The following is an 18010-nucleotide window of genomic DNA, read 5'->3' as shown; positions in this document are numbered from 1 at the left end:
AAGAAACTTCTCAGTAGTTTAGTTATACTATGAGAAGTTTCTTCATACGTTCAGTCCCTCATAACAACGTAAGTACTAGCAATTAAATCATGCAGACCTGTTTTCTTTTCCATAAAAGCAATCATGATATAACCAACATACATAATGCTAGAAATGAACTGGGAAAAAAGTCGTCCCATTGATCTCCAAATTGTAATTCGTTCTCCATTAAGACCCACTATTTTCATTCCTAGAATGTATTTCCCAAAAGTAGCCTGTAAAGAAGCACTAGGCATTACAATGTGGTAAGTAAAAACAATAAGCACCACTATCAAAAGAACAAAGGTGATGACTGTTTCATCAGCTGGAGAAAGTAATACTGCAACTATAGATAAAGTAGTAGAGAATATATTATCGATTAAAAATGCTAAATACCTTCTCCAAAATCCAACATACCTTACATCATCCCCCATAAAAAACACCCCCTATCTAAAATTACAATCATTTCCACTTTATTTTATTTACTTATTTTGGAATTTTGAATATGTAAAAATTACCATTTTTTTCTATGTACTTTTACCTAAATTCTGCTAATCTCTTATCCTAGTCTTCCATAATTAGTAAAATAGCATTATAGAATATTGGGTTAATCTATTATTTTTTACCTAGTCACTATTTTTGCACTATGAGCTGCACTTCATTGTTCCCTCGCTTTTTGGAAGTCCGTCTATACTCTACCAGACAGCTACAAATAATTATGGATAGCTTCGTCACCACACCATTATCTATGTTTTTACAGTCCAACATAGTGCTTCACTATCTTCAGAATAGAGTTTTCCTTTAATACATGTCAGGATCCTGTCCCCTAGTTAAGAAACAACAATTATCCATATACAAGCAACATCAAGCTATAGCTGAATTAAGCAATACATGGTTTAATAACACATAACAATGCTCAGTTTTTTATGACACTAACTAAATTCGACGATTCAAGAAAGGATGAATGTTAATTATGGACAAACATGAGTTACTAGGTTTAAGACCTCCTATGGGTTGGAATTCATGGAACACCTTTACCTGGGACATTAATGAACAACTGATTCGAGATGTAGCAGACCGATTTGTTTCAGAGGGATATAAGGATGCTGGATATGAATACATCGTGATTGATGACTGTTGGAGTTTAAAAGAAAGGGATGCTGAAGGTAATTTAGTGCCTGATCCGAAGAAATTTCCAAGCGGTATGAAAGCACTCGCAGACTATATTCACGAAAGAGGTCTAAAGTTTGGTATGTATTCATGCGTAGGTACCCATACTTGCGCAGGCTTTCCAGGGAGCTTTGAACACGAATTTCAAGACGCACAATTATTAGCCGAATGGGGCGTTGACTTTTTAAAATATGATTACTGCTTTAAACCTCGGAGTATGTCAGGGGAACTGTTATATAAACGAATGAGTCTCGCCCTTAAAAATTGTGGAAGAGACATTTTGTTTTCCGCTTGTAACTGGGGCGAAGATAATGTGTACCACTGGATTCGTGAATCTGGTGCCCATATGTATCGATCGACTGGCGACATTACAGATAACTGGGAGTCAATTAAAAATTTAACCCTCTCCCAGCTTGATAAAGCACGTTACACCGGTGCCTTCTGCCATAATGATATGGATATGCTTATTGTGGGAATGTACGGTGGAAGTAACGATGGTTATATCGGTAGTAAAATTGGCGGTTGCAGTGACAATGAGTACAAAACGCATTTTGCTTTATGGAGTATGATGGGCTCCCCTCTTATGATCGGTTGTGATATCCGAAATGCTAATAGTGTCACGAAGGATATTCTATTAAACCCTGAACTCATTAAAATCAATCAGGATGTTGAAGGAAGAGGTGCTTATCGTATTAAGCCAGAGCCACAGTGGTTCCATACAGACGAAGTTTTTATGCTTGTCAAAGTTCTCACAGACGGTGACCTTGCCATCGGTTTCTTTAACTTGAGCGACACGCAAAGAGAAATTTCATTACAATTTTGGGATCTCGGACTTCCATACGCGTCTGGTTTTTCTTTAGACCTGTATGACTGCATGGAGCACAAGGAACTTGGAAAATTTACAGAACGATTTGCACCTACTGTTCCAGCACGTGACTGTTTAGTTGTCCGAGCAAAGTTGGTCAAATAAGTTGAGCAGCAACCGTGCTTGCCGAAAGTGCCGAGTCCCTCTCCAAACAGATGATGTTGCCATCTACTTGAAATTAGTCTCTAGAACAGCCAATGATTTTTTATGTATTGATTGCCTAGGGGAAAAATTAGATTGCGGACGTGAACCTATTGAAGAGTTAATTAAATATTATAGAGACTCTGGAATGTGTGTCTTATTTCGGTGATCCTCTGGATTGTCTTGAGGCAACATCATATATTCTGAAGGAGCATATGATGTTGCCTTTTTAAATATTTTCGAGAAATACAACTGATCTCTATACCCTACAGAATAAGCCACCGTTTTAATAGACAGATCAGACGTTTTCAAAAGTTCGCACGCCCGTTGAATTCTATACTTCGTCAAATAAGCAGAGATAGACATGCCCGTATCCTCTTTAAACAAACGAAACAAATAGCTCCTATCAACCTTGACGATGTCCACAATGTCCGATACCTTCATTGCGTTTTTCCAATAATTATTATGAATGTAATTCTTCGCCATGCCTACATAATCCGTTTGATCAGTTACCATATCGTTTGGATAGTACTCCATATAATAAGAAAGTAGCAAACGTAACTTAGCATCAGAACGTATTGTCTTATATGGCCTATCGTTTACATTATCCTCAATTTCATAGAATGGCCTTAGATTGATTTCACATACTGGAACAACAGGTTTCTTAGGAGACAGCATCGTCCACGATAACAGTTGCATAACTTCATCCCCATTAAATTCAACCCACACATACTCCCAAGGATCCTGACTATCTGGGTAGTAGTAGATCTCCATATGTGGAAATATAATAAAGCTATCCCCAGTCTTTAGTTGATAAGTACCGTACCTTGTCTCTAAGACTCCTTTTCCCCTTGTAATATAGTGCAACGCATAAATATCACGTACACCAGGTCCCCATTTATGTGAATTAGAGGGCTTATATCCTTTATTTATAAACGTCAAATGATTACTGGATTGTGAATGGTTCATGAAGTTAATACCTATATCGTTATTTCGACTTTCCATTATCCACAAACCACCTTTCTAGAATTCTACTGAATTACCTTCTCTTTTTACTTTGCTCCATAAGTTCTATCCATTCACTTATCCTTTTTACTTGGATAAGGTTATGGTGTTCCGTTTGATCAATGTGTTCCGAAATATAAACTGCATTCATTCCCAACAATAGTGCTGGCGCAATTTCATTTATAAAGTTATCGCCAATGGACACTATTTCATCAGCTTCTATATTGAATTTCTTTTTTAACTCTTCAAAATAAGCAGTTGTTTTTGTTGGTTTCTTTGCTGAAGTAATAACTTCATGAAATACGCCATCTAAATCAAGTTCAGTTAATAAGCGACGTACGTCCTCTTCATCACTATTTGTTATTAAAACGATTGTAGCTTCTTCTTTCAACTGATTTAAAAAAGATTTTAAATGAGGTATTTTCTCTAACTCAAATTGATCAGAGGACATATATGCTTTTGTTTCTACATACCTCGGATAGCAATCTTCAACGCCGTAATGAACGGCACATACAAATGGAAGCCACCACCCATCTCCAATAGCAATCATCTCTTTAAAATCAAACTTTACTTGCTTCCCTCTATATTTTTCGGCTAAAACATCTAATGAATTCCCTTCCCAATCAACTGCTTTAATAACCGTTAAAGACATTGGATCAATGGTTAAAACAGCATCATTTTTCACATCATATGCCTTCCCAATTGAAACCTGGTGCTTCCCTGCCTTCATTTCCTCATAATCCTTCCAAAACTCATGTTGCTTTTCTTTCGGTACGTCTAACGATAGCCTATCAGCGTAATAATCAAAGTGGTCTGTTCCTTCATAAAGCGTACCATCTAAATCAAAAATGTATAATTTTTCCTTCATCACTTTATTACACATCCCTTTGCACCTAAATTGATCTAAGAACTAAAAAAAACTCTACAAATCGCCTTCAATTCATGATTATATCAGTTTTGGACAAATCGTTTCTGCCCTACTCTGTGAAATTATTTTGTGTTTCTTATGAAGTATGTAAAACATATATAAATATCTAGTAAATTTATCAAACTCTCTAAAACTCTCATGTATACTTCTCCTCGTAAGACTAGACTATCAAAAAGTGAGGGATTGTTTCATGAAGAAGCTTTACACAACATTATTTTCAACACTACTTGCACTATCGTTAGTGGCTTGTGGTAGTGGTGAAGAAGAGGTAACAGAATCAACAGCATCCGCTGGAGATCAATCAGATGTTATTGAATACTCAACGGATGAAGAAGTGCCTACTGACGAAGAGGAAGTTAAAGACGAAGAACCGGCTAATGAAGATGATGCACTACCAGATGAAATTGTGATGGGTTTTGTTCCATCTCAAGATTCTGATCAAATTGCTGACACGGTAGTTCCACTTGCTGAACGTCTTTCAGAAGAGCTTGGAATTAGTGTCCGTGGTGAAGTAATGACAAACTATACGGCGTTAGTCGAAGCAATGGGAAATGACCGTGTACATATTGGTTTCATTCCAGCCTTCGGTTATGTATTAGCTACGGAGCGTTATGATCATATTGAAGCGATTCTTAAGTCAATCCGTCACGGGAGTTCCACATACAAAGCACAATACACTGTCCGAAATGATTCTGACATTGGATCACTTGCTGATTTAGAAGGTAAAGTGTGGGCTTTCCCTGACTTAGCATCAACAAGCGGATATTTATTTCCAGCAGCCCAAATTATGGACGAATTCGGTGTGACTGATGTGGAGGGATGGTTTGGTGACTTAATTCAAGCAGGAAGCCATGATAACGCACTTGTTACAGTCTTTGAAGGGGACGCAGATGTTGCAACAACATTTGACGATGCTCGTACTGGATTAGTCGATGATTATCCTGAAATGATGGAAGAAACTAGAGTTATAGGGTACACAAATGATATTCCTAACGATACCATCAGTGTGAATACAAACACTTTCTCAGCTGAATACATTAATAAAATTACAGAAGTATTTCTTTCTTTTAATGATGATGAACATATGATTTCTATTATGGATGAAGTATATAACTGGACTGGAATCGATACTGCTAATGACAGTGAATATGATGTAGTACGTACACTATATGAATACTTCTCTGATAGTGTCTCACTAGACTAAACTGAAAACAATGACACTATGAAACTTCCGGGGCTGGGACAGATTTGTATTTACAGTCCCGGCCTCACCTTTTTTTTGCTCTTCCATTACAAAAAGGTGAGCCTTACCTACCTATTCATTAAAAGAGAGGTACACATATGATCGAATTTAAAGATGTATCACTTGTTTATCCTAATGGGACACAAGGATTAAAAAATATAAATCTTAAAGTAAACCAGGGGGAATTTGTCGTAGTCGTCGGCTTGTCTGGGGCTGGTAAGTCTACATTAATCCGTAGTATGAACCGCCTTGTTACTCCTACAGATGGGGAATTACTTATCGAGGGTAATAATATTCTAAACTATAATCATCGTAACCTACGAAAGCTCAGAACAAGAGTTGGCATGATCTTTCAGAACTATAATCTAGTTAGGCGATCCACAGTTATGAGAAACGTAATATCTGGACGCCTTGGACATACTGGAACGGTAAAAAGTATATTAAATCTATTTTTAAAAGAAGAAGTATCTTTAGCTTACCAAAGTTTAGATAGAGTAAATATAGCCGAAAAACTGTACCAACGCGCTGATCAACTAAGTGGTGGCCAACAACAAAGAGTAGCAATAGCTCGTGTCCTAACACAACAGCCTAAAATTGTACTAGCAGATGAACCCGTTGCTAGTTTAGATCCTCCAACCTCTCATCAAGTAATGAAATATTTACGTAAAATTAATAAAGAAGATAACATTACTACTATCGTTAATCTCCATTTTATCGACATGGCTATGGAATACGCTGATCGCATTGTCGGTATGCGTTCTGGAGAAATCGTGTTTGATGGTCCCGTAAGCGAAGTAACGGAACAAACTTTTGAAAAAATCTATGGCCGGAAAATACGAGAGGATGACCTTGTAGGGGGTCATGATAATGAATAGTGAAACAGTAGTACAAGGGCTAACCTCTACAAAGGAAAAATTACGTATAACGATTATATTAATTGCTGTTATTGGTATGTACATTTATACATCTAGGGCAACTGAGTCTTCCATTTTGGACTTTATTGATGGTTGGAGTGGGTTTCAACGAATTGCTGTTGACTTATTCCCTCCAAACTGGAGTTATGCACCACTAGTTGGGGAGAAGCTAGCTGAAACCATTCAAATGGCTATTATCGCAACCACCGTTGCAGCTCTTGTTAGTATTCCAATATTTTTACTTTCTGCTGCTAACTTATTCCCTAATGCTTGGATTCACATGCCTGTCCGTCTCCTAATGAACATCCTTAGGACTATCCCAGATATATTATTAGCAGTCATTTTCGTTGGTATTTTTGGGGTTGGTGTTTTCCCTGGTATAATGGCGCTATTTATTTTTTCCTTAGGGATTTTAGCTAAACTAATGTACGAAACGATAGAAGCTATTGATATGAACCCAATAGATGCTATTCGGGCTGCTGGAGGCAATACTATGCAAGTTATTTGGTTTGCTGTTCTACCACAAGTTTTACCACAATTCGTATCATTCACTCTATATGTTTTCGAAGTGAATGTTCGTGCTTCAGTTGTACTGGGTTTTGTTGGTGCTGGTGGTATAGGCCTGCTTCTGCAGCAACAAGTTAGTTTTTTTAATTACCCAAGAGTGATGACGATTATTATCATCATTTTTGTTGCTGTTGTTATTATCGATTATATAAGTAATAAGATAAGGGAGAGACTTGTCTAATGGAACTAGTTATGCCACCAAAGAAAAAACGTCCAACCCCTATTCTCATTAGAAATATTATGATTGCATTAGCTTTAATTGCCCTTTACATATGGACTTTCTCTACCATTGACATACGTTGGGAACGTGTTTTTAGTGAACGTACGATTACTAATTTTTCAAGAGTAATTCCTCAACTCTTTTCACCTGATTGGGATGCTTTTCAAAAGGTGATGATCCTTATGTGGCAAACCATACAGATGGCTTATACTGGTACATTGCTCGCAGCAATTCTTGCGGTGCCCTTTGGTTTTTTTGCAGCAAGTAATATTACAAAGAGTAAAACTTTGAATATACTGTCAAAAGGGGCGCTAGATGCTATCCGAGCATTCCCAGAACTTGTATTAGCTTTAATGTTCGTTGCAGCGATCGGACCTTCTCCCTTTGCTGGCGTATTAGCAATTGCCATCGGATCAATAGGAATGCTTGGAAAATTATATAGTGAAGTTATTGAGTCCATTGATATGCATGTTGTAGAGGCATTAGAAGCGAATGGTGCTAATAAAATACAAGTATTGTTTTATGGAATTATTCCACAAATTGTTCCTGAGTTCTTATCATATGCAATTTATCGTTTTGAAATTGATATTCGTGCATCTACTATCTTGGGAATTATCGGTGCTGGAGGTATTGGTACTTTAATTACTATTGCAACAGCTAATCGCAACTGGGATGAAGTTGGAATGATTCTTTTAATAATTATCATTGTTGTAACGGCTATTGACTATTTTAGTGCTTTTATAAGAAAAAGAATTGTATAAGTAAGTTTCAGCAAAAAAGGAAATCACAGAAAAGGACACAACAATGGGGGATACTTGTTGTGTCCTTAACAATGTTCAAAATCAACATTATCCATTAACAGAGCCTTTGTTATAATAAGAAATATCTTTCATCATATATCCTATATTCCTGACCGTTTTAATGTATATGGGATTACGTCTGGAAGGCTCAATTTTCTTCCTAATCCGACTAATATACACGTCAATAACCCGTTCATCAGCTGGATCTTCATCACCTAATAGTTCACACATCAGTTTATAACGGGATAAAACCTTTCCTTTGTTCCTAATTAAATAAAATAGTATTTCATATTCCTTTCGCGTCAAATCAACTGGCTGACCATCAAGATAAAACATAAAAGAGTCAGGTTCGAGCGTCAGATTCCCATTCGTTAAGCGGCCACCTTCACTATTCTCCATATCACCATCTTTTTGTCTACCTAGACAACATAGATTTCCCCTTCGAATAATAGATTTTACCCTAGCAATTAATTCCTTATAACGAATCGGCTTAATGATATAATCATCTGCGCCTAACTCTAGTCCAAGTACAGAATCTAATTCATCATCATTGGAGGAAATGATGATGATCGGAGTCCAATCATTCTGGATAAACCTTAATTCACGACATAGATCAAGACCATTGATTGTAGGTATATTTATGTCTAAAATAATTGCTGCTGGCGTAAACGTCTGAAGGAACTTGAGCGCATCTTTACTTGTACTTACACTATACAAATTAAATCCTATTTTCTTAAAATAACTTTCCATTTTCAGAATTTGATCTTGATTATTATCTAATATTAACACCGAGTGTTCCAACATTCATCACGCCCCATTAAACTAGACTGATAATTTATGAACTAGATTAGTTAGATTATTTGTTACTATGACAATTCCTCATGTGTAACTGGTGCTTCTAACTTATATCCAAACCCGCGTATCGTTTTGATATACTCTGGTTTTTTCGTTTCAGCTTCGATTTTTTCCCGCAAATGACTAATATGGACATCTACAATTCTTGTATCTCCAACAAAATCAAAATTCCAAATGGCATTTAACATTTGGTCCCTAGTTAGAACTTTATCTTGATGGTTCGCTAAATAAAGTATCAGTTCATATTCCTTCTGTGTTAGTTCAATAGATTTTCCTTTTAAGTATATTTCATGGTTTTCTGGGTATATCTCTAAATCACCAATAGTAATTTTAAATAGGGGCGCCTTTACCTTTTCTACTATTTCCTTGTCATTATGTACTCTTCTCAAAATAGCTCTTATTCTAGCTATAACTTCTCTTGGACTAAACGGTTTCGTTAGATAGTCATCTGCACCAAGTTCTAATCCAATTACCTTATCAAACTCCTCTTCTTTTGCTGTTAGCATTAGAATCGGAGTTACAATCTTGCTCTGTCTTAGCTGTTTGCAAACCTCTAAACCATCCATTTCTGGCAACATAAGATCCAGAACAATTAAATCAAATTTTCCGTGAACTGCTTTGTGATATGCCGTTTTTCCGTCCATAGCTATCGATACTTGAAAACCATTTTTTTCAAAATTATACTTTAGCAATGTAACAATGGATTCTTCATCTTCTACGATAAGAATATGCTTTGACAATCTTATCCCCCCTAAAACTCAATACTCATCATTAACTTTCATAGTAATCATATGAGTATTAGGTATTTCGTGTATACACGCTTTCTGTAAACATTTAGTAAATATTCTGTAAATACTCGAAACGCTCCCGGTGGCGCTTAACGACAACTTATGCACTAAATCTCTCTTTTGATAGTAGAGTATCTTTATAACTAAGGATTAAACGTTCAAAGATTCGCTCCCACGTTTGCTCTAGTGCAAACTCCCTAGCTTGTTTTCCAAACGTTTGACGAAAATTATCTTGTGCTAATAGAGTTATCGTTTTCCTTACAAATTCATCCGCGTTTTTGGGTTCACATAAAAAGCCGGTTTGACCGTCTTTTATTAAATTCTTTACTCCTCCAGCATTCGCACCAATGACGGGTAATCCAGAAGCTTGTGCCTCTAAAACAACATTTCCAAAGGTTTCTGTAGGGGAAGGGAATAAAAATATATCACTGGAAGCATATACCTCAGCTAGTTCCTTCCCTTCTAAAAAGCCAGTAAACGTTATTTGATTAGATTTACTCGATAATAATGACTTATATAAAGGGCCATCCCCTACAATCATAAGGTGGGTATTCTTTTTTATATCTTCTGGTAACGAGAAGAAGGTTTCTAACACGATGCGAATATCCTTCTCAGGTGAAAGCCTCCCCACATAAAGAAGAATATTTTTTTCTTTAATTTGATATTTTTCTTTGATTCTATTGGACTTATTTTCAGGATTGAACTCTAAGTGGTTCACTCCCCTTCCCCAAATATCAATGTTAGGATGAACGTTGTAATTTACTAATTTTTCTTTTGTAGTATGTGAAGGGACATATACTTTTTCAAAGGGACGATGAAACCAAGACATATATTTCCATATCCACTTTTGCATGAACTGAAGATGATAATACTCTAAATAATCATCAAAATTCGTATGATAAGATGCAATCATTGGGATATTGTTTTTCTTTCCATAATGGGCCCCAAATAGACCAAGGTTAAAAGGTGTCGTGACATGAATCATAGTGGGTTTAAATGCCTTTAACGTTTCATTAATATAGAGTGGATTGGGAAGGGCCATTCTGCATTCAGGGTATAAAACGAATGGAATACTTGAAAAGCGCTCTACTTGTGGCACAGTGGGAATAGGGGTACTACTCTCTGGAACAAATAATTTATAATCAATTCCCACCTTCTCTAAATATGCGGTATACCTTTTTAACGTTCGGGCAACGCCATTCACTTCAGGTGCATAAGTATCAGAAAATATGGCAATTCTCATCTTCCTTCACTCTCCAATCTGTTAATTAGGCATTAAAAACTTCTTCACCATTAACTTAACAGATTTTTCTGATTATTTTATGAAGGCTGTGTAAAGTTTTTTTAAAGAAAAATCAATAATAGAAAAACTCTGGCTTTACATTAGAATAGTATGATGGATTTAACGAAGTGGTATAAGCATGTCAATAATTCTAAAGAGGGGGATGCGCATGAATCGCGTAGTAACATGGTTAGTAACTAGCGATGAGCATTTGTTTCACTTTGTTAATCAAAATATTAAGTGTAGAATTTTTGATGCTATTTTACCAAAAATAACGCATTTGGGTGGAGCTACATTTAGTCTTTCTTCCTTACTACTTATAATGTTATTGGCGAATGAGATTGTTCGTTTTTGGGGAATCCAAGCCCTTATTTCCCTTGTATCCAGCCATCTTTTGATTCATTTTATTAAAAAAGCGTATTGCCGACAACGTCCATATACGAAATTAGCACATGTTAACCTTTGCTCCCGCCCATTAAAGGACTATTCTTTTCCTTCAGGACACACAACGGCAGTTTTTTCGATCATCATGGTTTTTTGTATTCACTTACCATATCTTTCTATTTTACTTATGCCTCTTGCATTTCTCATTGGACTTTCCCGTGTTTATCTAGGCTTACATTATCCAACAGATTGTATTATTGGTGCATGTATCGGTACCTTGAGCGCTATTCTTGTAATTTTTGGGTTCTCCTTTTACATTTAGTCTCTGTTAAAGAATAGTGTTGATTTTTGACGCCAAAGTTGATTGTAGTGAAAGGTGCTCCTGTCTCTTTCTCTACTAGTATTCCTTGTGGGAAAATCATTAGTACGAGCGTCGCCTTGTCATCTGCATCGAGTTGTCTCGACGCAGCTAACTCGAAGTCAATCTTGAAGAGGAAGAGACAGTCATCCCGCAGGTGGTTCTTCCCGAGGAAGCTGAAGCAATGAGGAGGCTTACCAGCCGCCTGCGGTAAAGAAGACACAGCGAAGAGAGCGGGTGTCGCACCTTTACCATGCGTGAAAGCGAAGTAGATGGAGCGCATATCAACATCTATTATCACAGGTTCAAGTTATAGATAACACACTGCCCGTTAAATGACTTTTTTTCTAATTGCTGTAGAAATTTGTTCTACTATCAGAACGACGATGAAAATCAAAATAATAATCATCAACGCTTCATCAAAGCGCCTTAAGGACATAGCAGTATTTAACTCTACCCCTATTCCCCCTGCACCAACTAATCCAAGAATTACTGCAGAGCGAATGGCCTTCTCAATGGCAAACAAACTTGTACCAACGAAAGATGGAAATCCTATTGGTATAACAGATCCTGAAATAATCCCTAACCTGCTTGCTCCCGTTGATTCCAGCGCTTGTGAAGGCCCTTTTTCAATTTCCTCTATACGTTCTGAGAAAAACCTAGCACAAAAGCCTATCGTATCAACAATAATAGTTAAAATTCCTGCAAGAGGTCCAAGACCAACGGAAATAACAAAAATTAATGCCCATATTAAGTCAGGAATGGTTCTCATCATGGACACGATAGATCTTGTTCCATGACGAATGATGGGGTGCGGCGTAGTGTTGGACGATGCCAATATAGCTACTGGCAAACTAAGTAGCACCCCAAATACTGTGCCTACTAATGCAATCTCAAAGGTTTGTACGATGGACGACAAAATAGCTGAAGTCCGTGAAGTATCAGGAGGCAATGCACTTCCTAGGAATTTTCCCATATTGAAAGCTCCACCCGATAATCGCTCTAATGTTACATTAGCATTATTCAAGCCCGATATCATAAAGGCAATAAAAACAACACTTAGTAACCAAGTTACAAAGGAGGGGGGAGTCCACCTTGACGGCATGTCTTTGTCCCATTTAGATGGATCATTATTTTTGTGTAAACTTCGTTGTCCCATTACATTCCACCTACTTTTACTGCAGCCATTATATTTTCTTTATCCTCTTCTTCTACCATTTCTTTTTCATATAAAGATGCCATAAGTTCATCATTTAAGTCATGAATATGGTCATCTATTACAACTTTGCCACTCTTTAAAGCTACTATTCTATCTCCATATTCTTTAGCAATATCCATTTGATGCAAGATACAAACTACAGTTAATCCCCGTTCCCTTACGATTTCCCATAGTAAATCCATTACTTCCCTTCCTGCCTTCGGATCAAGACTGGCGATAGGCTCATCCGCTAAAACAACTTGAGGATTTTGCATAAGCATACGTGCAATGGCTACTCGCTGTTGCTGACCACCAGAAAGTTGATCTGCCCTACGCTTAGCTAAATCACTTAACCCTACTCGTTCTAAACATTCCATCGCTTCTCTTCGGAGTTCTTTTGATGCAAGCGGCGCAAAAGTTTGAAAAGCAAAACGCACTTTCCCCATGGCTCCAGATAGAACATTTTGAAAAACACTCAAATTATTTATTAAATTAAAGTGCTGGAATACCATTCCAACTTTTTTACGGATTGGTCTTAGTTTCCCTTTACTTAATTTCGTAATGTTTACGCCATCTATTTTTATCTGTCCCTCAGTAGGTTTCTCAAAGCTTGTAATACAACGAAACAACGTTGATTTACCAGAGCCGTTGTGACCTAATAGTACAACGGCTTCTCCTGGTTTAACGTTAAAACTTACGTTGTTTAATGCTTTGGTGCCGTCTGGATAGACCTTTGAAAGATTTTGTATTTCGATTGTATTCATCCCTATCCCACCTGTAATTACTCTAGCTCAATCCCTAATGTGCTATATGTCTCACGCATTAAATCATAATCAGCATCACTAATCTCTACGATTTTTGCATTAATATATTTATTGTTATCCTCGTGGTTTAAAATGGCATTTAAGATTTCTTCTTGGTTTTCTAATAGGACACGTTTGAACTCTGCTTTAAAGCTTTCTGGCAAATTTGGATTTGCTACAAATGGATCTTGCGGAAGTGGTGGCCCTTCGTGTAAAAGTCGCCATACCCCTTCTCCATCCTCTTCTACCATTTTGTTAAAAACACGAATACCGTCTCCAACAGCGTCTACTTCCCCTGACTTTAATGCTTCTACTGAAGCTCCACCTAGCAGAAGGATATTAACATCCCTATCTAAGTCAAATCCTGCATCAATTAAAATCGAGCTTGGTCCAATATGCCCAGAGGTAGACCCAGTATCCTTCATGGCAATTTTATGGCCCTTTAAATCTTCTAAAGTCTTAAACTCGCTATCTTCCGCCACAATAAATACCGTATGATAAGCATCACGTTCCACAGCTGCTAAAGGTTCCGCAGTCGGCACAGCAGATTTAGTTAGTACATATTCAGAAGGACCAGATAAAATAATGTCTACTTGATCATACTCCAATGCAGTTGTTGAAATGGTCCTATCAGAAAGGGCAAAAAATTCGAATTCCACCCCCATTAAATCTTCAATTAACTCTTGGAAAACATCGTAACGTCGTTGAAGTTCTTCCATTCCTTCTATTCCTGTAACTGCAAATCTAATTTTCTCAGGCCACTCAGACCGATCCACACCATCACTTTGAGACGATTCCCCTGCAGTTTCTGGTGAAGTTGGTGTTTCTGCTTGTGTTTCCGTTTCCGCCTCACCACATGCAGCCAAAAGTAAAATGCTGATGAATACAAATACAATACTTTTAAATATTGATAACATGTTACCATTCCCCCTTTAAAAATAGATTATCTTTGACTACTTCATTGTAGTGAACTAATATTAATGGAGAATTGATAAATTGTTAAGTTTTGTAAATTTTTTGTATATTTAAGTTAATAATATATCTATATTCCATAGAGATAATACTCTAAAGTTATGCTAACCCAAATCTGTATTTCCTAGATTCATTGAATACGAATTGATGAGATAAGATTCAAAAAACACAGCAAGTGCGTCCTCATCATGGTAACCAATAATCATATCCGCATTAGCTTTAACATTCTTAGCTGCATTCCCCATGGCAACACCCAATCCTGCATGACGAAGCATCGTTACATCATTGGGACCATCACCTATTGTCACTACTTCTTCCCTACTGATTCCATATGCACGGATCAAGGTTTGTATCGCTGACCACTTAGATACACCGCGGGCCAGTAATTCAAAACCGTTGTTCCAATGTATTACTTCTTTATCCTCTGTAAATGGTTTGGCTAAGGATCGGCTAACTTTGCCTGTATTGACACTATACTTTAATACTTCCCCATAATTAGCATGCCGTAAATCTCCAATATATTTAGGAGGTACTCTCCCTTCTAGGGTCCATATATTAACTTCCTCAGATCTTTCCTTACAATAAGTACCTTCCTCTGTATGAACAATGACATTACACATCTCTTCAGCAGTTATTCGATGAAACAACTCTTCGTCTATTTCAATCGTCTTTTTTTGAATTAGTTTCCCATTATAACCGTCGTATATGGCTGCACCGTTTAAACAGATCATTGGTGTCTTCAATCCTAATAGCTCGTGGTATGGAACCGTAATGTCGTACTGCCTACCGGTTGCTAAAAATACTTTTATCCCTTGATTAATTAACATGTGAATTGCTTCTTTATTCCTTTTTGTTACCTCATTTGCTTTGGTAAGCAGTGTACCATCCATATCAATAAATACCGCCCGAACACCCAACACAATACTACCCCCTCCATATTTTGTTAGTTATATCGTAACTCTTGGATGTAAAGTGAATTTAAAGACAGTGTATATTTCTTATGAATAATATGTTTAATTAATGTATGGTCAAATAAATGCAGTAGCAGAAGTAAATTATATATAATACATATCACCATGTTTGTATAAATACAAAAAGGCTTCCATAAGTATTGTCCACTAATGAAAAGCCCTCTTTTTATCGCATTACTCTAGGTTAGCTTTCAGCGTTGAAAAACAATGATCATACCGCCTACTTAAAGCAATAGAACTCCTTATAAACACCAATTGTAAATATCTGTTGCTGCATCTGCTAGCTTACTTACTTTCCTTTGTATTATCTTCAATGTCAACATCCTGTTTACTAATCTTCTACATACCTTTCTATTCCTCAACCATTGATCTCGTAACTAATATTGTAAAAACTTTTTTTCAAATCAATTTTATTTTCGCATAAAAAATCCTTTATCGTTTCAACAATTAACGCTGATGTGTTACCAGATCCATATGGGTTTATTGTATTTGATGCAATATCCTTAAATCTATTTGTTTGAGATAATTTAATCGCTTCAATCACATCTTTAGCTATCGGATTACAATTAATGATGCTACTTGCTTGAAGTCGGCCTTTTTGTCTATCACCAATGTTTATTGTAGGGACTCCGAATGTAGGAGCTTCGACTATACCACTTGAGGAATTTCCAATTACAACAGAAGAGTATTTCATACAAGAAAGGTAGGTTTGTATACTAAGAGATTGAAAGGCAATACAATTATTATTTCGAGAGACATATTGATCAATCTTTTTATTGATAATCCGTCCACCTGTATCAGAATTAGTTTTTAAGAAAATAAACTTCATATTAGGGAATTTATTTATCGCTTCCAGTAATTCATCTGTTTGTTTCGCAGCAGTTTTATCTTCTAGGGTGGTTGGATGAAACGTAACACACGCATATGCCCCACTTAAATTAAAATGCAGTAACTGTTCCAATTCAGTTTTTGGCAAGAGCTTCATCGACCTTACCAGTTCCACTCCAACATCGCCATAATTAAATACCCTTTCTGGTGACTCTCCTAATTGAATAATACGTTTTCTGTATGGTTCGCAACCAGGAAAATGTAAATAACTCATTTTTGTAATACAATGCCTAATGCACTCATCAACTACACCTTCAGTAGTTTCACCACCAGAAATATGGGCAATGGGGATACGGGCATTCATGGCACATGCACAAATTGGAAGCAATTCGTAACGGTCTCCTAATACAATTAATATATCTGGTTTCTGTCTTTCAAACATATCTGAAAATGAAATAGAGGCTAACCCCATTGTTTTAGAAATGGCTGAAGGACTATCTCCACTCAATAGAATGTCTATCTTTTCTGCTATTGGATAATTATCCCTTTCTATTTCTTCAACTGTCATTCCAAATTCCTGTGATAAATGCATCCCCGTTACGACTAAGCATAATTCTAACGATTGGTCATCTTGAATCTTTTGAATTAGATTACGTAATAACCCATATTCTGCTCTTGTTGATGTAACCACACATACTTTTTTCATAAATCGATCAACTCATCTTCTTGAAAATCTTTGCTTGCCTGTTTCCCTAAAACATCAAACCAGTACATAGGACTAATTCCATTTCCTGGACGCTTTACAGTGATGTTCTCTTCACTAAATATTTCACCTTGCCTAATATTACGTCTTGCCACAATGCTTTTTCTTGCAACTTCCATGTTTTTTTTCTCTGATAACGTAGGTTTTTTATGGGGGTGACCTAATGCCATTTCTATATTACGTATACTTTCCACCATTTTTTTTAGTTCGTGTGGCTCTAAACTAGCCTTATGATCTGGACCCTCCATTGTTCTATCCAGTGTAAAATGTTTTTCGATTACCTTTGCCCCCAATGCTACTGCAGCAATAGGAACCTCTATCCCTAAAGTATGATCTGAATATCCAATATCCAAATTGAATAGTTCTCTCAAGGAACCCATGACTTTTAAGTTTACATCTTCCATTGGTGTAGGGTATTCAGTATTACAATGAAGAATACTTATCTCCCCTGCTCCATTGTTTTTCAAAACATCGATTGCCTCTCTTATTTCAGTTATTGTAGCCATACCCGTTGATAGAACCACATCTTTACCTGTTTTAGCAATCTCTAGAAGATAGGGTAAATTGGTAATTTCTCCTGAGGGTATTTTCCAAAAGGGCAGGTCTAGTTCTTGTAAAAGTGAGATACTTTTTATGTCAAATGGTGTAGATAAAAAAACAATCCCTTTTTTATTACAATACTCTTGAAGCTCCCTATATTGGCTATAGGATAGTTCTAGTTTTTTTACCATATCGTATTGGCTTTCTTCTTCATTTGTTGTTTCTTTTTGATATGAGGCTTTTTTTGCCGATTTAGAAACCACTTCGTCAGTTATAAATGTTTGAAATTTCACACAATCAGCGCCAGCATTTACTGCTTCATCGATCAGACGTAAGGCTAAATCAAAATTACCATTATGATTTCCGCCTGCTTCTGCAATAATATAAACTCCCATTA

At 36.6% G+C, this 18010-nt stretch carries 18 protein-coding genes; 6 read left to right on the top strand and 12 right to left on the bottom strand.

The window, feature by feature from the left end:
* Positions 1-50: 50 nt before the first annotated feature.
* On the bottom strand, positions 51-452 hold the full coding sequence (locus BW724_RS01785) for an RDD family protein (protein WP_088073391.1): 402 nt from the start codon (positions 450-452) through the stop codon (positions 51-53).
* Between the two features lie 539 nt (positions 453-991).
* Between BW724_RS01785 and BW724_RS01780 the strand changes: the two genes are divergently transcribed.
* On the top strand, positions 992-2158 hold the full coding sequence (locus BW724_RS01780) for a glycoside hydrolase family 27 protein (protein ID WP_088073390.1): 1167 nt from the start codon (positions 992-994) through the stop codon (positions 2156-2158).
* A 168-nt stretch (positions 2159-2326) separates the two neighbouring features.
* On the opposite strand, the gene BW724_RS01770 is transcribed toward BW724_RS01780, so the two are convergent.
* Together BW724_RS01770 and BW724_RS01765 are read right to left on the bottom strand one after the other, a co-directional pair.
* Positions 2327-3199: an AraC family transcriptional regulator gene (locus tag BW724_RS01770; protein ID WP_088073388.1), complete on the bottom strand. Its 873-nt coding sequence runs from the start codon at positions 3197-3199 to the stop codon at positions 2327-2329.
* Between the two features lie 34 nt (positions 3200-3233).
* Positions 3234-4067, bottom strand: a complete 834-nt coding sequence (locus BW724_RS01765; protein WP_088077597.1) for an HAD family hydrolase — start codon at positions 4065-4067, stop codon at positions 3234-3236.
* Between the two features lie 250 nt (positions 4068-4317).
* Here BW724_RS01765 and phnD point away from each other — a divergent pair, with 250 nt between their 5' ends.
* From phnD to phnE (BW724_RS01745), 4 genes are all read left to right on the top strand, one after another.
* Positions 4318-5331, top strand: a complete 1014-nt coding sequence (gene phnD, locus BW724_RS01760) for a phosphate/phosphite/phosphonate ABC transporter substrate-binding protein (protein ID WP_088073387.1) — start codon at positions 4318-4320, stop codon at positions 5329-5331.
* A gap of 137 nt (positions 5332-5468) precedes the next feature.
* Positions 5469-6245: a phosphonate ABC transporter ATP-binding protein gene (phnC, locus tag BW724_RS01755; protein ID WP_088073386.1), complete on the top strand. Its 777-nt coding sequence runs from the start codon at positions 5469-5471 to the stop codon at positions 6243-6245.
* The gene (gene phnE / locus BW724_RS01750; RefSeq protein ID WP_088073385.1) at positions 6238-7032 is read left to right on the top strand and encodes a phosphonate ABC transporter, permease protein PhnE; all 795 of its coding nucleotides are present in this window, start codon (positions 6238-6240) and stop codon (positions 7030-7032) included. Before phnC (BW724_RS01755) ends, phnE (BW724_RS01750) begins: the two co-directional genes overlap by 8 nt.
* On the top strand, positions 7032-7832 hold the full coding sequence (phnE, locus tag BW724_RS01745) for a phosphonate ABC transporter, permease protein PhnE (protein ID WP_088073384.1): 801 nt from the start codon (positions 7032-7034) through the stop codon (positions 7830-7832). The genes phnE (BW724_RS01750) and phnE (BW724_RS01745) overlap by 1 nt, the downstream gene beginning before the upstream one ends.
* 87 nt (positions 7833-7919) lie before the next feature.
* Here the strand turns inward: phnE (BW724_RS01745) and BW724_RS01740 are convergent, their stop codons facing one another.
* The 3 genes from BW724_RS01740 to BW724_RS01730 form a co-directional block, all read right to left on the bottom strand.
* Positions 7920-8675: a response regulator transcription factor gene (locus BW724_RS01740; protein WP_235848870.1), complete on the bottom strand. Its 756-nt coding sequence runs from the start codon at positions 8673-8675 to the stop codon at positions 7920-7922.
* A gap of 62 nt (positions 8676-8737) precedes the next feature.
* Positions 8738-9466, bottom strand: a complete 729-nt coding sequence (locus BW724_RS01735) for a response regulator transcription factor (RefSeq protein ID WP_088073383.1) — start codon at positions 9464-9466, stop codon at positions 8738-8740.
* A 148-nt stretch (positions 9467-9614) separates the two neighbouring features.
* Entirely contained in the window at positions 9615-10757 is a 1143-nt protein-coding gene (locus BW724_RS01730) for a glycosyltransferase family 4 protein (protein WP_088073382.1), read from the bottom strand.
* Between the two features lie 208 nt (positions 10758-10965).
* Here BW724_RS01730 and BW724_RS01725 point away from each other — a divergent pair, with 208 nt between their 5' ends.
* Entirely contained in the window at positions 10966-11502 is a 537-nt protein-coding gene (locus tag BW724_RS01725; RefSeq protein WP_176371254.1) for a phosphatase PAP2 family protein, read from the top strand.
* A gap of 367 nt (positions 11503-11869) precedes the next feature.
* On the opposite strand, the gene phnE (BW724_RS01715) is transcribed toward BW724_RS01725, so the two are convergent.
* From phnE (BW724_RS01715) to neuB, 6 genes are all read right to left on the bottom strand, one after another.
* Positions 11870-12697, bottom strand: coding sequence for a phosphonate ABC transporter, permease protein PhnE (phnE, locus tag BW724_RS01715; protein ID WP_235848869.1), 828 nt, complete (start codon positions 12695-12697; stop codon positions 11870-11872).
* A complete protein-coding gene (gene phnC / locus BW724_RS01710) occupies positions 12697-13500 on the bottom strand; it encodes a phosphonate ABC transporter ATP-binding protein (RefSeq protein ID WP_088073379.1) in 804 nt (267 codons plus the stop codon). The genes phnE (BW724_RS01715) and phnC (BW724_RS01710) overlap by 1 nt, the downstream gene beginning before the upstream one ends.
* 17 nt (positions 13501-13517) lie before the next feature.
* A complete protein-coding gene (locus BW724_RS01705) occupies positions 13518-14456 on the bottom strand; it encodes a PhnD/SsuA/transferrin family substrate-binding protein (protein ID WP_088073378.1) in 939 nt (312 codons plus the stop codon).
* A 159-nt stretch (positions 14457-14615) separates the two neighbouring features.
* On the bottom strand, positions 14616-15431 hold the full coding sequence (locus BW724_RS01700) for an HAD family hydrolase (protein WP_235848868.1): 816 nt from the start codon (positions 15429-15431) through the stop codon (positions 14616-14618).
* A 409-nt stretch (positions 15432-15840) separates the two neighbouring features.
* Positions 15841-17016 carry a UDP-N-acetylglucosamine 2-epimerase gene (gene neuC / locus BW724_RS01695; RefSeq protein ID WP_088073377.1) on the bottom strand — a complete coding sequence of 392 codons (1176 nt, stop codon included), beginning with the start codon at positions 17014-17016 and terminating at the stop codon, positions 15841-15843.
* Complete coding sequence (gene neuB, locus BW724_RS01690) at positions 17013-18008, bottom strand: N-acetylneuraminate synthase (RefSeq protein ID WP_088073376.1); 996 nt, start codon at positions 18006-18008, stop codon at positions 17013-17015. Before neuB ends, neuC begins: the two co-directional genes overlap by 4 nt.
* Positions 18009-18010: the final 2 nt, after the last annotated feature.

The organism is Litchfieldia alkalitelluris, from assembly GCF_002153425.1.
Lineage (GTDB): Bacteria > Bacillota > Bacilli > Bacillales > Salisediminibacteriaceae > Evansella > Evansella alkalicola.
Note: the sequence above shows the minus strand (reverse complement) of the source record. Positions and strands in the feature narration are given on the sequence as shown.

What these genes read in the sequence shown, in the direction of transcription:
- neuB (WP_088073376.1), bottom strand. Translation starts at nt 18,008, where the DNA reads ATGGGAGTTTATATTATTGCAGAAGCAGGCGGAAATCATAATGGTAAT.
- phnE (WP_088073384.1), top strand. Translation starts at nt 7,032, where the DNA reads ATGGAACTAGTTATGCCACCAAAGAAAAAACGTCCAACCCCTATTCTC.
- neuC (WP_088073377.1), bottom strand. Translation starts at nt 17,016, where the DNA reads ATGAAAAAAGTATGTGTGGTTACATCAACAAGAGCAGAATATGGGTTA.
- phnE (WP_235848869.1), bottom strand. Translation starts at nt 12,697, where the DNA reads ATGGGACAACGAAGTTTACACAAAAATAATGATCCATCTAAATGGGAC.
- phnC (WP_088073379.1), bottom strand. Translation starts at nt 13,500, where the DNA reads ATGAATACAATCGAAATACAAAATCTTTCAAAGGTCTATCCAGACGGC.
- BW724_RS01725 (WP_176371254.1), top strand. Translation starts at nt 10,966, where the DNA reads ATGAATCGCGTAGTAACATGGTTAGTAACTAGCGATGAGCATTTGTTT.
- phnD (WP_088073387.1), top strand. Translation starts at nt 4,318, where the DNA reads ATGAAGAAGCTTTACACAACATTATTTTCAACACTACTTGCACTATCG.
- BW724_RS01780 (WP_088073390.1), top strand. Translation starts at nt 992, where the DNA reads ATGGACAAACATGAGTTACTAGGTTTAAGACCTCCTATGGGTTGGAAT.
- BW724_RS01705 (WP_088073378.1), bottom strand. Translation starts at nt 14,456, where the DNA reads ATGTTATCAATATTTAAAAGTATTGTATTTGTATTCATCAGCATTTTA.
- phnC (WP_088073386.1), top strand. Translation starts at nt 5,469, where the DNA reads ATGATCGAATTTAAAGATGTATCACTTGTTTATCCTAATGGGACACAA.
- BW724_RS01740 (WP_235848870.1), bottom strand. Translation starts at nt 8,675, where the DNA reads ATGTTGGAACACTCGGTGTTAATATTAGATAATAATCAAGATCAAATT.
- BW724_RS01785 (WP_088073391.1), bottom strand. Translation starts at nt 452, where the DNA reads ATGGGGGATGATGTAAGGTATGTTGGATTTTGGAGAAGGTATTTAGCA.
- BW724_RS01770 (WP_088073388.1), bottom strand. Translation starts at nt 3,199, where the DNA reads ATGGAAAGTCGAAATAACGATATAGGTATTAACTTCATGAACCATTCA.
- BW724_RS01765 (WP_088077597.1), bottom strand. Translation starts at nt 4,067, where the DNA reads ATGAAGGAAAAATTATACATTTTTGATTTAGATGGTACGCTTTATGAA.
- phnE (WP_088073385.1), top strand. Translation starts at nt 6,238, where the DNA reads ATGAATAGTGAAACAGTAGTACAAGGGCTAACCTCTACAAAGGAAAAA.
- BW724_RS01730 (WP_088073382.1), bottom strand. Translation starts at nt 10,757, where the DNA reads ATGAGAATTGCCATATTTTCTGATACTTATGCACCTGAAGTGAATGGC.